Origin of the sequence: Tessaracoccus bendigoensis DSM 12906, from assembly GCF_900141915.1 — a bacterium.
In the GTDB taxonomy this organism is placed as follows: Bacteria; Actinomycetota; Actinomycetes; order Propionibacteriales; family Propionibacteriaceae; genus Arachnia; species Arachnia bendigoensis.
In genome coordinates this window covers 59,742-78,899 of the sequence record NZ_FQZG01000010.1, presented here as the reverse complement: position 1 = coordinate 78,899, position 19,158 = coordinate 59,742, and the positions used below count along the sequence as shown (strand labels likewise).

Sequence of the window (19,158 nt, the reverse complement as noted above, 5' to 3'; positions counted from 1 at the left end):
GTGAGTTTCCGCTAGGCTCAACCTCGACATGGGCACCACACCTACGCCACCCGGGGACAACGAACCGAAAGGTCCCACGGGCACCGAAGATGGCATGGTTGTGCTCAGTTACATCCTCGCGGGACTTATCTTCTACGGGGGCCTGGGCTGGGCTGGTGACTATTTCTTGAAAACCTCATGGTTGTTGCCGGTCGGCCTGATTCTCGGCCTCGTCCTCAGCCTGTACCTGATCATCAAACGATACGGGAGCGGTACGTGACACTAGGGCTACTTCCGATGGAGAGCGGTGGCGGCGGCTACACGCCGCCCGGCGTCGACGACTTCAAGTGGGACTCAATGTGGCCGGGGGTACTCCCCGACTGGTTCAACAAGCCGTTCGCTCAGGCGGTGATCGGGGCGCTGCTCGTGATCATCCTGTGGTGGATCGCCTCCCGGAACCTCAAGGTCAAGCCCTCCAAGGGCCAATTCGCCGCAGAGTACATCTACGAGTTCGTCCGCAATGGCATCGCCCGTGACATCCTGCACTCGGATTTCCGCAAGTTCCTCCCGTACCTGCTCGGTCTGTTCTCGTTCCTCCTGGTGAACAACTGGTTCGGTGAGTTCTTCCTCTTCATGTACCCGACGTTCTCCAACGTGGGCTACGCGTACGGGCTCGCCATCCTCTCCTGGCTGATCTACGTCGGAGCTGGATTCAAGAAGTGGGGCTTCGGAGGTTTCCTGAAGAAGGCACTGATCCCCGAGGGTGTCCCCGGCTATCTGCTGCCGATCGTGATCCCGCTCGAGTTCCTCGCCACCTTCATCACGCGCCCCATCACGCTGGCGCTGCGTCTGTTTGCGAACATGTTCGCCGGGCACCTGGTCGTGATGGTCTTTGTCGTGGGCGGTGGATTCCTGATCACCTACGCGAACAACACCTTCTTCAACGTGGCCGGTGGCGTTTCGTTGGCATTCAGCCTCGTAATCATGCTGCTTGAGCTGTTCATCGGTGCACTGCAGGCCTATATCTTCACCGTGCTCACCGCCCAGTACGTGTCCACCTCGATCGCCGAGGCGCACTAAGTCCAAACCGACTTCTCGGCCACACAAGGAGCCGAGTAAGCCATCCGAAAGGAAAACAATGTCCCTCCTCGAAATCACCGGCTCGCTGAACATGATCGGCTACGCGATCGCCACGATCGCTCCGGCCCTCGGCGTCGCCTGGATCTTCGCGTCGGTCATCAACGGCACCGCCCGTCAGCCTGAGGCACGTGGCGCCATGATGAGCACCGCCTTCATCGGCTTCGCCGTGGTTGAGGCTCTCGCCATCATCGCCATCGCACTCGCCTTCGTTCTCTGAGCCGCGTCATGGTCCCCACTACAGGGGTGCTTCAGGAGCTCGATCTAGGGCCCCTGCTGCCCCGCCACGCGTCGGAGTTGATCATCGGCATCGTTTTGATGCTGATCATCTTCGTCATCATGTGGAAGGTAGTCGTCCCCGCCTTCGAGAAGATGTACCAGGAGCGGTCCGACAAGATCGAGGGCGGCATGCAGCGCGCTGCGGCAGCCGAGGCGAAGGCCGAGGCGGCGCTGGCCGATTACAACGACCAGCTTTCGGCCGCGCGGGAAGAGGCTGCCCGTATCCGCGAGGACGCCAAGAACCAGTCGGCGACCATCCTGGCCGAGGCCCGCGAAAAGGCCGTCAAGGAATCCGCACGGATCCTCGACTCCGGTCGCTCGCAGCTGGATGCCGAGAGGTCCCAGTTGCTCGTGGAGTTGCGTGGAGAGGTCGGCGGCCTGGCCACGGACCTCGCCGGTCGGATCGTCGGCGAATCTCTTGACGACGATGCCCGCGCACAGCGCACCATCGATCGGTTCCTCGCCGAGCTTGAGACGGCAGGGCAGGCCCGATGACGGCCCGCGACGCCGCAATCGCCGGGCTCGACGCCGAAATTGACGGCATCACCACCGATGCCGGCACGGCCGCCGAGCTGTTCGCCGTCGTCGATCTGCTCGACGGCCAGCCGATGCTGCGTCGATCGCTGTCCGACCCGTCGGCCTCCGATGAGTCCCGGGCCGGGCTCGCCCGCAAACTCCTCTCGAAGCGGGTGGCTCCCGCGACGTCGCTCGTTCTGGAGGCGGTCGTGAAGGCCGCTCACCCGAGCGGCAACGCGCTGGTTTCGGCTCTCGATCGCCAGGGGGTCCGGCTCGCGCTCAGCCAGGCCCGCAGGGAGCGCAAGCTCGACGAGGTGACCGCGCAGCTGTTCCAGATTTCGGCACTCGTTGACGAGAACCACGAGCTCAGCTCCACACTGCGCAACCCCGCGTTTCCGGTGGAGGCCAAGCGCTCGCTGGTTTCGGGTCTGTTCCGGGGCAAGGTTTCACCTTTGACCCTTGAGCTGGTCAACCGCGCGGTCAAGGCGCGGCGCCGGACCTTCGTCAACACCGTCCAGGGGTACCTGGACATGGCTGCGCGGCTGACCGGTCAACGGATCGCCAAGGTGACCGTCGCCCGACCCCTCGACGCCGGTCGCACCGCCCGGCTGAAGTCCGCACTCGAGGCACAGATCGGTGGTCCGGTGTCCATCCAGATCACCGTCGACCCGGCCGTGTTGGGTGGCGTGAGCGTCTCCCTCGGCGATGACGTGTACGAATCAACCGTTGCTGCCCGGCTCGAAGACGCCCGCCGGCAACTCATCAACTTGTGAGAATCAGAAAGTAGGACGCAATGGCTGAACTCACCATCAGTCCAGACGAGATCCGCAGCGCTCTCGACACCTTCGTCAAGACGTATGTTCCGTCCGGCGCCACGCGCACCGAGGTCGGCACCGTCGTCAGTTCCGGCGATGGCATCGCCCGGGTCGAGGGGCTCCCCTCGGCAATGGCGAACGAGTTGCTGCGCTTCGAGAACGGCACGTTGGGGATCGCCCTTAACCTGGACGAGCGTGAGATCGGCGTCGTCGTCCTCGGCGAATCTGAAGGCATCGACGAGGGCTCCACGGTGCACGGCACCGGCGATGTGCTGTCGGTCCCTGTCGGGGACGGCTACCTCGGCCGCGTCGTCGACGCGATGGGTAACCCGATCGACGGCCTCGGCGAGATCAGCGGCATTGAGGGACGCCGCGCACTCGAGTTGCAGGCCGCGGGCGTCATGGACCGTCAGGAGGTCCGCGAACCGCTGCAGACCGGGCTGAAGGCCATCGACGCGATGATCCCGATCGGCCGCGGGCAGCGCCAGCTCATCATCGGCGACCGCAAGACCGGCAAGACGGCCATCGCCATCGACACGATCATCAACCAGAAGTCGAACTGGGAATCGGGCGACCCCAAGAAGCAGGTCCGCTGCATCTACGTCGCCATCGGCCAGAAGGGCTCGACCATCGCAGAGGTGCGCGGCACCCTTGAGCAGGCCGGGGCTCTCGAGTACACCACCATCGTGCACTCACCCGCATCCGATCCGGCAGGATTCAAGTACATCGCGCCGTACGCCGGCTCGGCGATCGGCCAGCACTGGATGTATGGCGGCAAGCACGTCCTGATCGTGTTCGACGACCTCACCAAGCAGGCCGAGGCCTACCGCGCGATGTCGTTGCTGCTCCGACGTCCTCCGGGTCGCGAGGCCTACCCCGGCGACGTGTTCTACCTCCACTCCCGCCTCCTGGAGCGCTGCGCCAAGCTCTCGAACGAGCTGGGCGGAGGGTCGATGACCGGGCTTCCGATCATCGAGACCAAGGCGAACGACGTGTCGGCCTACATCCCCACCAACGTGATCTCCATCACCGATGGCCAGATCTTCCTCCAGTCGGACCTGTTCAACGCGAACCAGCGCCCGGCGGTCGACGTTGGCGTCTCGGTCTCCCGTGTCGGCGGTGCCGCGCAGGTCAAGGCTATGAAGCAGGTCGCCGGGTCGCTGAAGATCAGCCTTGCGCAGTACCGCGACATGCAGGCGTTCGCAATGTTCGCCTCGGATCTCGACGCCGCCACAAGGCGGCAGCTCGACCGGGGCGCCAGGCTCACCGAGCTGCTCAGGCAGGGCCAGTATGCGCCTTACCCGGTTGAGAACCAGGTGATCAGCGTGTGGGCGGGCCTCGAGGGGCACTTCGACGACGTTCCGGTCGAAGACGTGCTCCGGTTCGAGCAGGAGTTCCTCGACTACCTCAGCCACAACAGTGACGTGCTGCGCGGGATCGCGTCCGACTTCCTGTTCGGCGACGACCGCAAGGCTGCCACGATCAAGGCCCTGGCTGATTTCAAGCCTCTGTTCCGTACCTCTGAGGGCAAGTCGCTGGTCGGCCGTGAGAACCACACTCCGCTGAGCGACGAGGAGATCGGCCAGGAGACGATCGTCCGCCAGAAGCGGGGCTGATCCGATGGCCAGCAGTCTGCGGGAGCTCCGGCAACGTCGGAAGTCCGTTTCGACCACGAAGAAGATCACCCGCGCGATGGAACTGATCGCGGCCTCACGGATCGTGAAAGCTCAGCAGGCGGCGCGGGCTGCCGCGCCCTACACCCGCGAGCTTGATCACGCCATGACCGCCCTCGCGTTCGCCAACGACGAGATCGACCATCCGCTCCTCCGGCATGTCCCGAACCCGAAGCGTTCAGCGTTGCTTGTCATCACGAGCGACCGGGGTCTCGCGGGTGCCTACTCGTCCAACGCCATCAAGGCGGGCGAACAGCTTCGAGCAAAGCTGATGGCGGAGGGCCAGGAGGTCGACCTCTACGTCACCGGGCAGAAGGGGGTCGGATACTACGATTTCCGCAACATCCCCATCGTGCAGAGCTGGACGGGGTTCTCCGATGCACCGACCTTTGAGCGGGCGCGCGAGATCGGAAGGGCGTTGTCAACGAGCTTCCTGAAGCCGACCGAGGAGGGCGGGGTCGACCAGGTTCACACGGTCGGCACCAGGTTCGTCTCGATGGTCACCCAGCTGCCGCTGCCGCGACGCCTCCTTCCCGTCGAGGTCGTGGACTCCGACGACATGCCGCTCGAGGACAGCGAGGCTCCGGCGGATCAGTCGGCGCCGATCTACTCGTTCGAACCCGACCCGCATACGGTGCTCGATGCACTGTTCCCGATGTTCGTGTCGAACCGGGTCTTCTTCGCTCTCCAGATGTCGGCCGCCTCCGAGTTGGCGAGCCGACAGCGGGCGATGAAGTCGGCAACGGACAACGCGCAGACCCTGATCGAGCAGCTGACACGGCAAGCCAACCAGGCACGTCAGGCCGAGATCACCCAGGAAATCACTGAAATCGTCGGTGGCGCCTCGGCGCTGGCCGAATCAGCCGGAAACGAATGAGGAAACTAATGACTGCCACTGTGAGCGAGACTGTGCAGGCCAGCACCGGCGGCATCGGCCGCGTCGCCCGCGTCATCGGCCCAGTTGTGGACGTCGAGTTCGCGGGAGATCAGATCCCCGAGATCGGCAACGCGCTGCTCGTCGACACCGAGGTGATGGGTGAGAAGCGGACCATGACGATGGAGGTCGCTCTCCAGGTCGGCGACAACATTGTGCGCGCCATTGCGTTGAAGCCCACCGACGGCATGCGCCGCGGCGCCGAGGTGCGCGACACCGGTGCCCCGATCTCGGTGCCCGTCGGTGATGTGACCAAGGGCCACGTCTGGAATGTGACCGGCGATGTCCTCAACGTCGACCCGTCGACGATCGAGATCACGAAACGCTGGCCAATCCACCGCGCCGCCCCGAAGTTCGACGCACTCGAGTCGCGTACCCAGATGCTGGAGACCGGCATCAAGGTGCTCGACCTGCTGACCCCCTACGTGCAGGGCGGCAAGATCGGCCTGTTCGGTGGCGCGGGCGTCGGAAAGACCGTCCTGATCCAGGAAATGATCTACCGCATCGCACACAACTTCGGCGGCACCTCCGTGTTCGCCGGTGTGGGCGAGCGCACCCGCGAGGGCAACGACCTCATCAATGAGATGGAGGAGGCCGGGGTCCTCAAGGACACCGCGCTGGTTTTCGGCCAGATGGACGAGCCTCCGGGCACGCGCCTCAGGGTCGCGCTGTCCGCCCTGACGATGGCGGAGTACTTCCGCGACGTGCAGAACCAGGACGTCCTGCTGTTCATCGACAACATCTTCCGCTTCACGCAGGCAGGCTCCGAGGTGTCGACCCTGCTGGGCCGCATGCCTTCGGCGGTGGGCTACCAACCGAACCTGGCTGACGAGATGGGGCAATTGCAGGAGCGCATCACGTCGACCAGGGGGCACTCGATCACCTCGATGCAGGCGATCTACGTGCCAGCCGACGACTACACCGACCCGGCCCCGGCCACGACGTTCGCGCACCTGGACGCCACGACCGAACTTTCCCGTGAGATCGCCTCGCGCGGCCTCTACCCGGCCGTCGATCCGCTGAGTTCCTCGTCGCGCATTCTCGACCCGCAGTACATCGGGCAGGACCACTACGACACCGCGGTCCGCGTCAAGCAGATCCTCCAGCGCAACAAGGAACTGCAGGACATCATCGCCATCCTCGGTATCGACGAGTTGTCCGAAGAGGACAAGATCATTGTCAATCGGGCCCGCCGTATCCAGCAGTTCCTGTCGCAGAACACCTACATGGCCGAGAAGTTCACCAACATCCCGGGCTCGTCGGTGCCGTTGGCGGAGACGATCGAGTCGTTCAAGATGATCTGCAACGGTGACGTCGACCACATCGCCGAGCAGGCCTTCTTCAACGTCGGCGGCATGGAAGACGTGATGGCTGCGTGGGCCAAGATCCAGAAGGAAAGCTGACCCATGGCCCGTGATCCGCTCCACGTGGAGGTGGTCGCCGCCGACCGGCAGGTCTGGTCGGGCGAGGCGATCAACGTCATCGCGCGCACGGTCGACGGCGACATCGGTATCCTGCCAGGCCATGAGCCGGTGATGGCGGTGCTGACGCCCTGCGCCGTGGAGGTAGTCACCAGCGACGGCAGGAGCGAGACCATCGCGGTCGACGGGGGATTCATCTCCGTGGCGCACGGACGGGTGTCGATTCTGTCTCCGGTGGCGACCCTCGGCCACGAGGTCGGCCTCGAAGAGGCGCACAAGGAGGCCGCGGCGTTGTCGACCAAGGCCTATCAGGGTCAGGCCGACGACAAGGAACTGCATCGCCTCAGGATCCTGAAGGCGCAGATCCGAGCCGGTGAGGCGGCAGCCAATCAGGTGGTCGGCTAGCGACACACACACGCTCAGGGCGGTCCCACGAGGGGCTGCCCTGAGTCACGTATCGGGGGAAGGGACGAGGCATGCCGTGGGACATCCTGCTGGTGACGCTCGGCGTCGTCGCGGTGATTCTGGTCCCGTTCGTGCTGCTCTACATCCGGCGCCGATGGTTGACCGGCCAAGGGGGCCTCTTCGACTGTGCATTCCAGGTGCAGGGGGTGCCGGGGCCGGGCTGGATGCTGGGTGTCGCCCGCTACCGCGGTGAGCAGTTGGAGTGGTTCCGATCCTTCTCCATCAGCCTCAGGCCAAGGCTCGTGTTTCCCCGGATGACGACGGCCTACGTCCACCAACGCATCCCCCAAGGGCTTGAGGCCATCGCGCTGTTCGAAGGCTCGGTGGTGGTGACGGTCCAGAACCGCACCACGGGGGCCACCGACGCGCTCGCGATGGCGAGCGGCGAGGCGCTGGCGCTGATGAGCTGGTTGGAATCGGCGCCCCCGGGGAGCAGTTTCTATCTTCCGGTCAGCCCTGACTGACCGGCCCGGGCTTTTCGCGATCGGTGCCTTGGACCCAGAGCACCTCATGCTGCGTGCCGTTGGCGACCCGGCTCATGATGAAGAGCAGGTCGGAGAGCCGGTTCAGATAGGTGATGGCCAACGGATTGACACCGCCTTCCTGCTCGGTTCCAAACACCTCCCGGCAACGCCAGGCTGCGCGCTCCGCACGTCGGGTGATGGTGCGGGCGACGTGGAGCTGGGCCCCTGAGGGGGTGCCGCCGGGCAGGATGAAGCTACGTAGCACGGGCAATTCCGCCTGTAGTTCGTCGCAGTAGGATTCGAGGCGGTCGATGGAGCGCTGCTCTATCCGGAGCGGCGGCCACTTCGGTGCCGGATTCAGTGGGGTCGACAGGTCGGCGCCAACGTCGAAAATCTCATTGCGGATGAGCGCGAGCATCTCCACCACCCGGTCTGGCAGGCCCCCCAACGCGATCGCAACGCCGATGGCGGAGTTGGCTTCGTCGGTGTCGCCGTAGGCCTCGACCCGTGGGTCGGTCTTGGCGACCTCTGAGTTGTCGGACAGCCGGGTCGACCCGCCGTCGCCGGTTCTGGTGTAGATCTTCGAGAGTGTGACCATGGCACCAATCTACTTGCCGCCACGCCCAGGCTCGGGTCCCTCTCAGGAAGCGTTCATGTGACAAAGTAGGCGTGTGCGCAATCGTCTCTTTCCTATCATCCTTACAGTCGGCTGTGTGCTGGCGATGACCGCCTGTTCGGATGCGAACAGTTCCAACCCCGGGGACGAGGTGCCCAGCGGCACCGTGTCCTGCTCCTATCCGTCGGACGGGTCACCGGCGAAACCCGTCGACCTGCCGGAGCAGATCGCCCCGAGCGAGGGCACCGTGACGGCCACCCTGAAGCTGACCGCGGGTGATATCGCGATCACAATGGATCGCACCGAGGCGCCCTGCACGGTCAATTCGTTCGTGTCGTTGGCCGAACAGGGCTATTTCGATGACACTTCATGCCACCGCCTGACCGACTACGGCATCTTCGTGCTGCAGTGCGGTGACCCCACCGGGACCGGAACCGGCGGGCCCGGATACACCATGAAAGATGAAGTCACCGACTCGACGTCGTACCCGGCGGGCACCGTGGCGATGGCCAACCGCGGCAAGGACACCAGCGGGTCGCAGTTCTTCCTGGTCTACGCCGATACGGATCTGCCCCCCGACTACACCGTGTTCGGGACGATGGACCAGGCGGGGATCGACGTGGTCGGCGGCATTGCTGCGCAGGGAGTGGACGCGGCCGATGGCACCTCACCCATCGCAGAGGCCCTGATCACCTCGGTCGCGCTGGGCTGAGCCGCCTCACGACTGGGCTGCCAGGAAACGTCGACAGATCTCGAGAAAGGCGCCCGGTTCGTCGGCATGGACCCAGTGGCCGGCCCGTTTGAGAGTGATCTGAACCATCCTCGGGAAGAGCTCGCGCATGATGGCCGTGTGTTCAGGCAGGACGTACGGTGAGCGACCGCCGGTCACCCAGAACACCGGGCCGTCGTAGGTGCCGTTGATGCTCGGCCAACCCCCAACCTCATAGAGGGAGTCGCCCAGCAGGTCCAGGTTCGCCGCCCAGGACCAGTGCTCGCCCTTGTGCTGAAGGTTCTGGAGCAGGAACCGGCGGACCACATCGTTGGGGATCTCAGCCCGCAGGGCGCGGTCCGCACCGGTTCTGCTGGTGAGGTGGTCGATGTCCAGGTGCCGCAGCGCCGCGACGAGCACGTCGAACGACTGCGCGGCCTCGTTCCTGGCGGGCGAGATGTCGACCACCATGAGCCGGTCGACCAGTTCCGGATGCTGCAGAGCTAGCCGCATCGCGATCTTGCCGCCCAGCGAGTGCCCGATGAGCGCCACCGGCGCGGGGATGGTGTCGGCGATCCATTCCGCGATGAGGCCGGCCTGCTCATCCAGATCGAAATCCTCGGTCCAAGGCGAGCGGCCGTGGTTGGGAAGGTCGACCAGATGGCACGTCGCGGTATCGGAGAGCGCTGTGGCGATCGAGCCAAAGTTCTTACCCTGCCCGAACAGGCCGTGCAGGAAGACGACCTGGCGGTAGCTCGATCCCATGACGACCTCGTGGAGCCTCACGATGCCACGCTCCAGCAGTGCGGGTGCCAGTGGCGGCGCACCTCGAGCCCGGACTCGCTACCGGGAGGAGGCGTTGCGGGCCAGGCGACGACGTGGGCGGTGCCTGGAGCGATCCGCTGTGAGCATCCCGGACAGCGGTACTCCTTCTGCGAACGCTGAGCCGCCACGTCCCTGACGATGTAGTCGACGCCGCCCTTGCGCACCCTGCGCTGCGATCCACCGGAGAGCAGCGGCCGCGGCGTGCGCAGGTGTTTCGACGGGCGCTTGGCCATCAGAACAACCGCTCATCCGCATTGTCCATGCCGCGCAGCGCGTCGTAGTCGATCAGCCGCCATTCGATGCCACGGTCTGCGGCCAGCGTGCGGGCCTGCGGTTTGATCTGTTGCCCTGCGAAGATGCCGCGCACGGGGGCGAGTCGGGGATCGCGGTTCATCAGGTCCAGATACCGGGTCAACTGTTCGACGCCGTCGATCTCGCCGCGACGCTTCACCTCGACGGCGACGTAGCTGCCTGAGCCGTCGCGCAGAAGCAGGTCGACGGGCCCGATGGGGGTGAGGTACTCGCGTTGGACCAGCGCAAGGCCTTCACCCAGCGTGGACGGGTGATCCGCCAGGAGCGCTTGGAGGTGTGCCTCAACCCCGTCCTTCTGCAGCCCCGGGTCGATCCCGAGTTCGTGTGCGGAGTCGTGGAACACCTCTGCCAGCGAGATCCGTAGGGTGTCGCCGTCCTTTGCCTTGACCTGCCAGACCTCGGTGACCCCGAGCGCTGCGGCGGTCTCGGGATCTGGTTCCGAGACGCTCAGCGTGCAGGGCGGGCTCATCCAGTTCAGCGGCTTGTAGGCACGGTCGTCGGCATGCACCGAGACCGATCCGTCCGCCTTGACCAGGACCAGTCGCGTGGCCATCGGTAGGTGGGCGGTCAGGCGACCGACGTAGTCGACCTGACACCGGGCAATAACCAAACGCACCCGATCAACCTACCTTCGTGCTCAGGACGCGTCCAGCGCTGGGCGGACAATCTCGCGGTAGAGCAGCAGTACCGCCGCGGTGGTCGGGATGGCGATCAGTGCCCCGATGATGCCGAACAGCATGCCCCCGATGATCGCGGACAGTACGACCAGTGCACCTGGCACCTTGACGGTCTTCTTCATCACGTTCGGGTACAACACGTACGCGTCGAACTGCTGGTAGATCAGGAAATAGATGATGGTCGCGATCCCGATGGCCGGGTCGATGGCGAAGCCGACCAGAGCGACGGAGATCATCGCCAGCGATGAGCCGACCAACGGGATGAAACAGAACAGGGCCACCACGAAACCCAACGCGAGGGAGTATGCGCCCAACCCGGCCAGGTTCATGAAAATGAACGCACACACCGACGCGAAGGCCACGATCACGAACATGCCCATGATGTAGCCCGACACTCCGCGGAAGATCTCATCTGCAAGGTACTTGGCGCGGGGGCGACGGCTCGCAGGCGCCAGCGCGTAGATCGTCTCCTTGATCGAGGGGAGCGAGGCCAGGAAATAGATGGTGAGCACCAGGGTCATGATGAACGAGAACACGACGTTGGCGACGATGCGTCCGGCGCCCATGATGCCGCCGAAGAGAGTGTTGATCAGGTTGCCTGACGCGAGGAATGACTCGATCCGCGACGTGATCAGGTAGCGGTCGTTGAGTTCGCGCAGTTGGGGCTGCTCGACGAGGTTCTGGAGCAGCCCGGGCAGGTTGCTGCTGAGCCGTGTCGTCTGTTCGGTGAGGATCGGCACCAGGGCGGTGAACCCAAGCGCGATCACCCCGAGGAGCGCCAGCGTGACGATCGTGACGGCGAGGCTGCGCGGGGCGCGGCGGCGGGTGAGGGACTCGACCGCCGGGTTCAGGCCGAGGGCCAGGAACATGGAAAGGACCACGAGGATGAGTACGCTCTGGACCTGGATGACCGCCTGCCCGAGGGCGATCGCCAGCAGGACACCGATACCCCCGAAGAAGCCCATGAACAGCGGGGAACGCTGTTTCTGATCCAGATGCAGCGGTTCAGCCGGTGGCACCGGGACCGGTTCCTCCAACGGCGGTGGGGCGACGAAGACACTCACCTTGCGGCCCGCGCCCCGCAGCCACCTCCACGCACCGCGTCGTCTGTGCTGGTTCGTGGCGATCGGGAGGTGGGTCCCAGGTTGCGGATCCTCCTGGGTGGGTTGGTCCACGGTCAGTTGTTCGGAATGACGGCTGTCGGCTCGTCCGCGAACTGGGCTCCCGATTCCTCCGCGAGGGCGCGCAGGTTGTTCAGTTGGCCGAGCGCGTTCGACTTGCGGGCTTCAAGTGAGGCGATCTCGCGTTTGAGTTGTTCGGTGCGCCACGCGACCCGCTCCTCCAGATCCTCCTCCTGCTGGCGGGCGCGCTCGCGCACCGCTGCGAGGGTGGCCTCGCTCTCGCGGGTCGCCGCGAGCCGGATCTCCTCGGCCTGCTTGATCGCATCCGCCCTGACCATCGCGGCCTCTTCGCGGGCGCTGGCGGCGCGCAGGTCGGCGGCCGCGATGTCCTTGTCGGACTGTGCAAGGCGCTCGACCAGGAGGTCCTCTGCGTCCTTGGCGTCGGAGACTGTCCTGGCGAGTGAATCCTCGGCATCCTTGTGGGCGGCGGCGAGGATCTGCGATGCCTTGCTCTTGGCCTCCTGCTCCTTTCGTAGGGCCTCGACCCGGGTGGTCTCCAGCAGCGCGTCACGCTTCTGGTTCGCGGCGTCGACGAGGGATTTCGCCCGCTGCCTTGCGTCCTCCACAAGCAGGTCGGCGTCCCGTCGCGCCTGCTCAAGGGCGGCCTCCCCGGCCTCGGCCTGAACCTGCCGCAGTTCGCGCAGAGCTGACAGGCCCGTCAGGCGGACGTCGTCGGCCTCCTGTTGCGCTATGTCGCGGAGCGCGGCGGCGGAGCGCCTCGCCTCGGTCTTGATCCGCTCCGCCTCGTGCTCGGCCCTGTCGATGATGTCTCCGGCCTGCGCCTCGGCCGCCTTGAGCAGACTGGTCGCGTGTGCTCCGAGGCGGGTGAAGTCGGTTGTTCCGACCTCGGACCTGACGAACTGGATCTCCCTGCTCCGCTCTCGGACCTGGGCCTTGAGGTCGGCCAACTTCGACTCCATCTCGCGGATGTAGCTGTCCACAGAGTGCTTGTCGTATCCGAGCATCGCGTGCGGGAAATTGCCGGCGGCACTTGCGCTGTCCTCGAACAGGCTGAGGCCGGTTTCCTCAGTGGCGAGATCGCCAGTCGATTCAGTCACGAACGGTCCTTTCAAGGTCTGCCTCAGAGATTAGTCGCTCCGGTGGTTTCCTGCGTGAGTGGAGACACTGTGGCGGTGGAATCGGCCGCGGCCCCGGAGACGAGAGTCGCCCGGGGCCGCAGCTCAGTGTTCGCGGATCAGTGTTCCGCGGGCTCCTTCGGCAGCTCGACGAGCTCGAGCAGCACCCCGCGGGCGTCCTTCGGGTGGACGAAGTTGATGCGCGAACCAGCGGTGCCGCGCCTGGCTTCGGGGAAGAGCAGACGCATGCCACGCTCACGCAGCACTTCGCTGACGTGGTCGAGATCGGCAACGCGGTAGGCGAGCTGCTGCATTCCCGGGCCGTTCTTGGCGAGGAACTTCGCGATCGTCGAGTTCTCGTTCAGGGGGGCGAGCAGCTGAATCTTGGCGTTCTCGACGCCCTGCTCGCCGGTGCCGATCATGGCCTCGGCGACGCCCTGCTCCTCATTGACTTCGCGGTGCAGCTCGCGCCAGCCGAAGACTTCGCTATGGAACTTGATGGCCTCGTCCAGGTCCGGGACAGCCAGGCCGACGTGATCGATGCAGATGAAAAGATCAGAATTATCCATGGGTCCAGCTTCCCACACCGGCGCGTCGGTTGTGCGGGCGGGGTCCCCGTCAGGCAGACTGGTAGCCGTTCTAGGCAAGGAGGGACGTCGAAGTGGGTACTTGGATCAAGAAGATCCTGTTGATCCTCGTGGTCGCGTTCGTGTTGTACTACCTCTTCACGCGCCCCGAGGCGGCCGCCGAGGCGGTGCGCACGTTCCTCGGCGCCTTCGAATCGATCGGACGCTTCTTCACGACGCTTGCCGGCTAGCACACCATGGGCCTAGTTCGGCGGCTGCTCGAGCCGGATATCGAGGCGCACCTGCTGACCGTCGAGGGCGAGGTCGTCATTGACGAGGTGCACAAGCACTGGGCCGCGACTTTCTGGTGGTACTGCCTGATCATCTGCAGCATCCCGTTGTTCATGTTCATGGTCCCGGCCGGGCGCGCATTCTGGCTACCCATGATCCTCGGCCTCGCGGCGCTGGGCATCGGCGTCTGGAAGGTTCACGTCGCCTACATGGACCGGTTCGTGATCACGAACATGCGGGTCTTCCGGGTACACGGCGTTTTCAACACCAACCTGGCGACCATGCCCATGAGCCGGATCCTGGACATCTCGATGTCGCAGTCCTTCGACGGCAAGATCTGCGGCTACGGACACTTCGTCTTCGAGACCGCCGCGCAGGATCAGGGCCTGCGTGAGATCCGCTTCGTCGGGAACCCCCAACAGCGCGACCTGACCATCCAGCGCGTCATCCAACTGTCGGGCCTGCGTCAGACCATGTCGGTCGACCGCTGGGACGACGGGGCCGACGAAGACCCGGACGGCACCTGAACGCTCGCCGCGCGCCTCTTGTGTTCCGCTCAAGGCACCCATCCCGCGGGTTGGCGGGCGGAACCCGTCCGGGCAGCGGGCGATCTTCGTCGCCTGACGCATCAGAATCGGCCACTGGTCGATTCTCGGCAGTCCACCATCGACGGGGAAACCTTGGCTCGGCCTGCGTACCGGAACGGATGCGCAGGCCGAGCCATGTGGTGGATCAGGCCAGCGCGGTGTCGACCAACGACTTGGCAGCCGACTGCACCTCGGCCAGGTGCTCCGACCCCTTGAGCGATTCGGCGTAGATCTTGTACTTGTCTTCCGTGCCCGACGGGCGGGCCGCGAACCAGGCATGTTCGGTGGTGACCTTGATGCCGCCGATGGCCGCGCCATTGCCCGGCGCGTGCGACAGGATCGCCGTGATCGGTTCACCCGCGAGTTCGGTGACGGTGACGTCTTCCGCGCTGAGCCTCGACAGCCTGGCCTTCTGCTCACGGTCGGCGTCGGCGTCGACACGCGCGTAGAACGAACGGCCGAACTCGGCTTCGAGTTCCGCGTAGTGCTGGCTCGGGGTCTTGCCGGTCACAGCCAGGATCTCGGAGGCCAACAGTGCCAGCAGGATGCCGTCCTTGTCGGTGGTCCACGTCTTCCCCGCGAGGGTCAGGAACGAGGCCCCTGCCGACTCCTCGCCGCCGAACCCGATCGACCCATCGGTAAGGCCGGGGACGAACCACTTGAAGCCGACCGGTACCTCGACGAGGCGGCGGCCCAGCTTGCCCGCGACCTTGTCGATGATCGAACTCGACACCAACGTCTTGCCGACTCCAGCCTCCGGCGACCAGCCAGGCCGGTTGGCGAAGAGATAGTTGATCGCCACCGCGAGATAGGCGTTGGGGTTCATCAGGCCCGCATCGGGGGTGACGATGCCGTGCCGGTCGGAGTCGGCGTCGTTTCCGGTGGCCAACGAGTAGGCGCTGCGCTGCTGCACGAGGGAAGCCATCGCGTTGGGCGAGGAGCAGTCCATCCGGATCTTGCCGTCGGTATCGAGCGTCATGAAGCGCCAAGTCGGATCGACCAGTGGGTTTACCACCTCGATCGGCAGCCCCTGCTCGGCCAGGAACTCCCAGTACTGCACCGAGGCGCCACCCAGGGGGTCGGCTCCGTGACGCAGGCCCGAGCCACGGATCGCGTCGAGGTTCAGCGCGAGCGAGAGCTCGTTGCAGTAGGGCGTGCGGTAGTCGTAGCGGGTGATCTCGCCCGAGATCCGCTCGTACGGCTGCCTGCCGATCGAGCGGAAGTCCGCCAGCAGTTCGTTTGCCCTTGCCGCGATCACCGAGGTCGCATCGGTGTCGGCGGGGCCACCGTTGGGTGGGTTGTACTTGAAGCCGCCGTCGCGGGGCGGGTTGTGCGAAGGGGTGACGACGATCCCGTCTGCCAGCGCGTCGCGGCGGTCCATGTTGTAGCGGATGATGGCCCGCGAAACTGCGGGGGTGGGGGTGTACTCGTCTTCACGCTCAGCCAGCACCTCGACGCCGGCGGCATGCAGCACCTCGATGGCCGTCTTCCAGGCCGGCATCGAAAGGGCGTGGGTGTCCTTGCCGATGAACAGCGGCCCGGTGGTGCCCTGCGCCGCGCGGTACTCGACGATCGCCTGTGTGGTGGCCGCGATGTGGGCCTCGTTGAAGGCGGTGTCGAGGCTGGAGCCCCGGTGCCCCGAGGTGCCGAAGACGACCCGCTGGTCGGGATGATTCGGATCGGGGACGAGGTCGTAGTAGGCCGCGATGACCTTGTCCACATCAATCAGATCGGATTCCTGGGCCGGTAGCCCGGCGCGCTCATGTGCCATGGTCCCATCCTATTGCCGTGCGGTTGAAGGTAGGGCAAACCGCGGCCAAGATAGGGGGTATGACCGATGCGAATTTCAGCCGACCCGGCGCCGTTGACCTGTCCTCCCTTTCCGGCTCTGGGGCGCCGGCTGCCGGTGGCTACGTGATGGATCTGACGGAGGCGGACTTCGAGGCCGTGGTCGGCAGGTCGGCCAAGCACCCGGTCATCGTGGAGTTCCATTCGCCTCGCGACCCGTCAGGAAGCGCGGTCTCCGAGTCGCTGAAGGACATCGTCAACGCCGCCGCGGGCCGCTTCCTGCTCGCGAGGGTCGACGTGGACGCCGAGCCAAGGCTGGCGCAGGCGCTCGGCGTGCAGGCGGTGCCGACCGTGGTTGCGCTGATCGGCGGTCAGCTGGCCCCGCTCTTCCAGGGCACGTCTTCACGCGAGGACATCTCGGCGGTGCTCGACCAGGTGGCGCAGCTCGCCGTCGCCAACGGCCTGACGGGCCGGGCCGAGCCCGTCGCGGGTGCCCCAACCTCCGGAGACGAGGAGCCCCCCACGAACCCGCGCTTCGACAAGGCCGACGCTGCGCTCGCGGCCGGGGACTTCTCCCGGGCGGTCACCGAGTTCGACGCACTGCTGAAGGAAACCCCGCGCGATGCCGAGGTGATCGCCGGGCGCGCGCAAGCGGCGCTGCTCGACCGGAGCACCGGATTCGATGCCGCGGCCATCGTGCGCGCGGCCTCCGAGAAGCCCGACGACCTGCCGGCCCAGTTCGACGCGGCCGACCTCGAGGTGATCAACGGCCGCTACGAGGAGGCGTTCGACCGTCTGCTCGGCCTCGCGGCGGAGGTCGCCGCTGAAGATCGCGACCCGATCCGGGTGCGCCTGCTCGAACTGTTCGAGGTCGCTGGCCGCACGGAGCAGGTGGTGCTCAAAGCCCGTCGTCGACTCGCGACCGTCCTCTTCTGAGACGCGTCAGCGGGCCACCCGTAGCCACCTGAAGCCGTGCCCGGGGAGGCTGACTCCCTGGCTGAGGTCGGCCTGTCCTCCGCTGATGAGGTCCTCGGCAGAGGCCGCAAAGCCGGAGAGGGTCAAGGCCTCGATGTGGACGGGGTGGTCGCCGAAGTTGGCGAGAACCAGGACCACATGGTCGGCGCCGGGCCGCTGATAGGCCAGCACCGAGGGGTGCGGCGTGTGGAACGCCGTCAGCTCGTTGCCACCGAACTCCGGGGTCTCCCCTCGGAGTTCCAGCAGGTGCCTGAGCCGCGTGAAGACGCGCCCGGCCGTCGTCCTGGTGTCATGGCGCGCGTTGTAGGCGACCTCGGGGCGGAACGGCCGGTTCACCCACCGGCTGTCGCCCGCCTCAGCCGGGCGGTCCCGGTAGTAGTAGTCGTTGAGTTGGGCGACCTCGTCGCCGAGGTAGAGCAGCGGCATGCCGCCGGTGCTCATGGCAACGGCATGTGCCAGGATGACGCGGTCCTCGCCCCCGGCGTCACCGGCCTCGATGCCCGCCAGCGAGGCGGTGGTGCCCGCGATCCGCGCGTCGCCTGTCAGTGGATTCTCCTGGAAGGCGGCACCGCGGGCGAAGGTACCTGGGTGGCGACCGATGTAGAAGTTGTTGAGGAAGCGACGGTGCTCGAAGCCGTTGATGCCGAGCTCTGCCGCGTCCTCGTCTGCGAAGGTCCAGCCGATATCGTCGTGTCCGCGAACGTAGTTGACCCAGGCGGTGCCGTCGGGGAGGCCATGACGGCGTTCGATCGCCTGGCTCAGTAGCCGGGCATCGCGGGTCGCCAACGCCTCCCAGGTCAGCGCCATCTGGAGGGGGTTGTAGGAGATCTGGCATTCCCCCGGTGAGATGTACTGGATGACCTCGTCCGGGTGGACGATCGCCTCCGATTTGAAGATCAGCGCCGGAGCGGCGAGCCGGAGGACCCGGTTGAACGCCTGCAGCAGGTAGTGCGCCTCGGGCAGGGACTCGCAGCTGGTGCCCAGCCGCTTCCAGATGAATGCGACCGCATCCATCCGCAGCACCTCGATGCCCTGGTTGGCGAGGAAGAGCATCTCGCCGGCCATCGCGCGGAAAACGGCAGGGTTGGCGTAGTTCAGGTCCCACTGGAAGTGGTAGAAGGTCGACCAGATCCAGCGGCCGTCAGGGAGCTGGACGAACGATCCGGCGTGGTCGTCCGGGAAGATCTCGCGGGTGGTGCGGTCGTAGGCGTCCGGCATCGTGCGGTCGGGGAAGATGAGATAGAAGTCCTTGTAGGCGGGATCGCCAGCCACACAGCGGCGTGCCCATTCATGCTCGGAGCTGGTGTGGTTGAAGATGAAATCGACCACCGGCGAGATGCCGGCCGCGCGGAGTTTGGGGGTTAGTTCCGCCAGGTCGTCCATCGTGCCGAGAAGCGGATCGGTCTCGCGGTAGCTGCTGACGGCGTAGCCGCCGTCGTTGTTTCCCTCTGGGCAGCGGAACAGCGGCATCAGGTGCAGGTAGGTGAGCCCCAGCTCGCGGAAATAGCCGATGTGGTCCGCCACGGCGCTGATCGATCCGGCGTACCTGTCCACGTAGCAGACGCCCCCGAGCATCCGCTCCGACCGGTACCAGCCTGGGTCGGCCACCCGTTCGGCGTCGAGGAGGCGCAGGTCGGCCGGGCGCTGCTTCCAAGACTCCGCAGCCAGCGTGACCACCTCGGCCAGGGCCTCCAGGCCATCGGGGTGCGTGCCGTAGATCAGGAGGAAGAGGCGGTGCAACTCCGGAAAGTGTTCGTCGAATCGGGTGGCGAAAGAGGCCTCGAAGGCGCCGGAACGGGCCTCGGCCCAGTCTCGGATGAACTGCTTGTCGGTATCGGTCTCAGCGGTGAGAGTGGCCACGGATCCGATCCT

At 65.7% G+C, this 19,158-nt stretch carries 23 protein-coding genes; 14 read left to right on the top strand and 9 right to left on the bottom strand.

Going from position 1 to position 19,158, the window contains the following annotated elements; translation table 11 throughout:
* The first annotated feature begins 28 nt into the window (after positions 1–28).
* The 10 genes from BUC15_RS03835 to BUC15_RS03790 all read left to right on the top strand — a co-directional run bounded on the left by BUC15_RS03835 (position 29) and on the right by BUC15_RS03790 (position 7,683).
* Positions 29–259: a hypothetical protein gene (locus tag BUC15_RS03835; protein WP_073186224.1), complete on the top strand. Its 231-nt coding sequence runs from the start codon at positions 29–31 to the stop codon at positions 257–259.
* A gap of 17 nt (positions 260–276) precedes the next feature.
* The gene (gene atpB / locus BUC15_RS03830) at positions 277–1,059 is read left to right on the top strand and encodes a F0F1 ATP synthase subunit A (RefSeq protein WP_073186223.1); all 783 of its coding nucleotides are present in this window, start codon (positions 277–279) and stop codon (positions 1,057–1,059) included.
* A gap of 58 nt (positions 1,060–1,117) precedes the next feature.
* Positions 1,118–1,336 (top strand): ATP synthase F0 subunit C, encoded by a 219-nt coding sequence (gene atpE / locus BUC15_RS03825; protein ID WP_073186222.1) that lies wholly within the window; start codon positions 1,118–1,120, stop codon positions 1,334–1,336.
* A gap of 8 nt (positions 1,337–1,344) precedes the next feature.
* Positions 1,345–1,890, top strand: coding sequence for a F0F1 ATP synthase subunit B (locus BUC15_RS03820; protein WP_073186221.1), 546 nt, complete (start codon positions 1,345–1,347; stop codon positions 1,888–1,890).
* Entirely contained in the window at positions 1,887–2,684 is a 798-nt protein-coding gene (locus BUC15_RS03815; RefSeq protein ID WP_073186220.1) for a F0F1 ATP synthase subunit delta, read from the top strand. The genes BUC15_RS03820 and BUC15_RS03815 overlap by 4 nt, the downstream gene beginning before the upstream one ends.
* Before the next feature lie 20 nt (positions 2,685–2,704).
* Positions 2,705–4,342 carry a F0F1 ATP synthase subunit alpha gene (gene atpA / locus BUC15_RS03810; protein ID WP_073186219.1) on the top strand — a complete coding sequence of 546 codons (1,638 nt, stop codon included), beginning with the start codon at positions 2,705–2,707 and terminating at the stop codon, positions 4,340–4,342.
* 4 nt (positions 4,343–4,346) lie between these two features.
* Positions 4,347–5,276, top strand: coding sequence for a F0F1 ATP synthase subunit gamma (locus BUC15_RS03805; protein WP_073186218.1), 930 nt, complete (start codon positions 4,347–4,349; stop codon positions 5,274–5,276).
* Positions 5,277–5,284: 8 nt separating this feature from the next.
* Positions 5,285–6,736 carry a F0F1 ATP synthase subunit beta gene (gene atpD / locus BUC15_RS03800; protein ID WP_073186217.1) on the top strand — a complete coding sequence of 484 codons (1,452 nt, stop codon included), beginning with the start codon at positions 5,285–5,287 and terminating at the stop codon, positions 6,734–6,736.
* A 3-nt stretch (positions 6,737–6,739) separates the two neighbouring features.
* On the top strand, positions 6,740–7,159 hold the full coding sequence (locus BUC15_RS03795) for a F0F1 ATP synthase subunit epsilon (protein WP_073186216.1): 420 nt from the start codon (positions 6,740–6,742) through the stop codon (positions 7,157–7,159).
* Positions 7,160–7,230: 71 nt separating this feature from the next.
* On the top strand, positions 7,231–7,683 hold the full coding sequence (locus BUC15_RS03790; protein WP_073186215.1) for a DUF2550 domain-containing protein: 453 nt from the start codon (positions 7,231–7,233) through the stop codon (positions 7,681–7,683).
* On the opposite strand, the gene BUC15_RS03785 is transcribed toward BUC15_RS03790, so the two are convergent.
* Positions 7,670–8,281 (bottom strand): cob(I)yrinic acid a,c-diamide adenosyltransferase, encoded by a 612-nt coding sequence (locus BUC15_RS03785; protein ID WP_073186214.1) that lies wholly within the window; start codon positions 8,279–8,281, stop codon positions 7,670–7,672. The genes BUC15_RS03790 and BUC15_RS03785 overlap by 14 nt on opposite strands.
* A 124-nt stretch (positions 8,282–8,405) precedes the next feature.
* Between BUC15_RS03785 and BUC15_RS03780 the strand changes: the two genes are divergently transcribed.
* Complete coding sequence (locus BUC15_RS03780) at positions 8,406–9,011, top strand: peptidylprolyl isomerase (protein ID WP_084189343.1); 606 nt, start codon at positions 8,406–8,408, stop codon at positions 9,009–9,011.
* A gap of 6 nt (positions 9,012–9,017) precedes the next feature.
* Here the strand turns inward: BUC15_RS03780 and BUC15_RS03775 are convergent, their stop codons facing one another.
* The 6 genes from BUC15_RS03775 to mce all read right to left on the bottom strand — a co-directional run bounded on the left by BUC15_RS03775 (position 9,018) and on the right by mce (position 13,648).
* Positions 9,018–9,794 (bottom strand): alpha/beta fold hydrolase, encoded by a 777-nt coding sequence (locus BUC15_RS03775; RefSeq protein WP_245787879.1) that lies wholly within the window; start codon positions 9,792–9,794, stop codon positions 9,018–9,020.
* Positions 9,791–10,066, bottom strand: coding sequence for a hypothetical protein (locus tag BUC15_RS03770; protein WP_073186212.1), 276 nt, complete (start codon positions 10,064–10,066; stop codon positions 9,791–9,793). The genes BUC15_RS03775 and BUC15_RS03770 overlap by 4 nt, the downstream gene beginning before the upstream one ends.
* Entirely contained in the window at positions 10,066–10,761 is a 696-nt protein-coding gene (nucS, locus tag BUC15_RS03765; RefSeq protein WP_073186211.1) for an endonuclease NucS, read from the bottom strand. Before nucS ends, BUC15_RS03770 begins: the two co-directional genes overlap by 1 nt.
* A gap of 21 nt (positions 10,762–10,782) precedes the next feature.
* The gene (locus BUC15_RS03760; protein WP_245787878.1) at positions 10,783–11,886 is read right to left on the bottom strand and encodes an AI-2E family transporter; all 1,104 of its coding nucleotides are present in this window, start codon (positions 11,884–11,886) and stop codon (positions 10,783–10,785) included.
* 113 nt (positions 11,887–11,999) lie between these two features.
* Entirely contained in the window at positions 12,000–13,061 is a 1,062-nt protein-coding gene (locus BUC15_RS03755) for a DivIVA domain-containing protein (RefSeq protein WP_073186209.1), read from the bottom strand.
* Between the two features lie 137 nt (positions 13,062–13,198).
* Positions 13,199–13,648, bottom strand: coding sequence for a methylmalonyl-CoA epimerase (mce, locus tag BUC15_RS03750; RefSeq protein WP_073186208.1), 450 nt, complete (start codon positions 13,646–13,648; stop codon positions 13,199–13,201).
* Between the two features lie 92 nt (positions 13,649–13,740).
* On the opposite strand from mce, the gene BUC15_RS19805 reads away from it, so the two are divergent.
* Both BUC15_RS19805 and BUC15_RS03745 read left to right on the top strand, forming a co-directional pair.
* Positions 13,741–13,896, top strand: a complete 156-nt coding sequence (locus BUC15_RS19805; protein ID WP_175558240.1) for a hypothetical protein — start codon at positions 13,741–13,743, stop codon at positions 13,894–13,896.
* A gap of 6 nt (positions 13,897–13,902) precedes the next feature.
* On the top strand, positions 13,903–14,463 hold the full coding sequence (locus tag BUC15_RS03745; protein ID WP_073186207.1) for a PH domain-containing protein: 561 nt from the start codon (positions 13,903–13,905) through the stop codon (positions 14,461–14,463).
* 205 nt (positions 14,464–14,668) lie between these two features.
* Here the strand turns inward: BUC15_RS03745 and pgm are convergent, their stop codons facing one another.
* A complete protein-coding gene (gene pgm / locus BUC15_RS03740) occupies positions 14,669–16,294 on the bottom strand; it encodes a phosphoglucomutase (alpha-D-glucose-1,6-bisphosphate-dependent) (protein WP_073186206.1) in 1,626 nt (541 codons plus the stop codon).
* 59 nt (positions 16,295–16,353) lie between these two features.
* Between pgm and BUC15_RS03735 the strand changes: the two genes are divergently transcribed.
* Positions 16,354–17,247, top strand: coding sequence for a tetratricopeptide repeat protein (locus BUC15_RS03735; protein WP_073186205.1), 894 nt, complete (start codon positions 16,354–16,356; stop codon positions 17,245–17,247).
* A gap of 6 nt (positions 17,248–17,253) precedes the next feature.
* On the opposite strand, the gene BUC15_RS03730 is transcribed toward BUC15_RS03735, so the two are convergent.
* Complete coding sequence (locus BUC15_RS03730; RefSeq protein WP_073186204.1) at positions 17,254–19,146, bottom strand: alpha-amylase family glycosyl hydrolase; 1,893 nt, start codon at positions 19,144–19,146, stop codon at positions 17,254–17,256.
* Between the last annotated feature and the right edge of the window lie 12 nt (positions 19,147–19,158).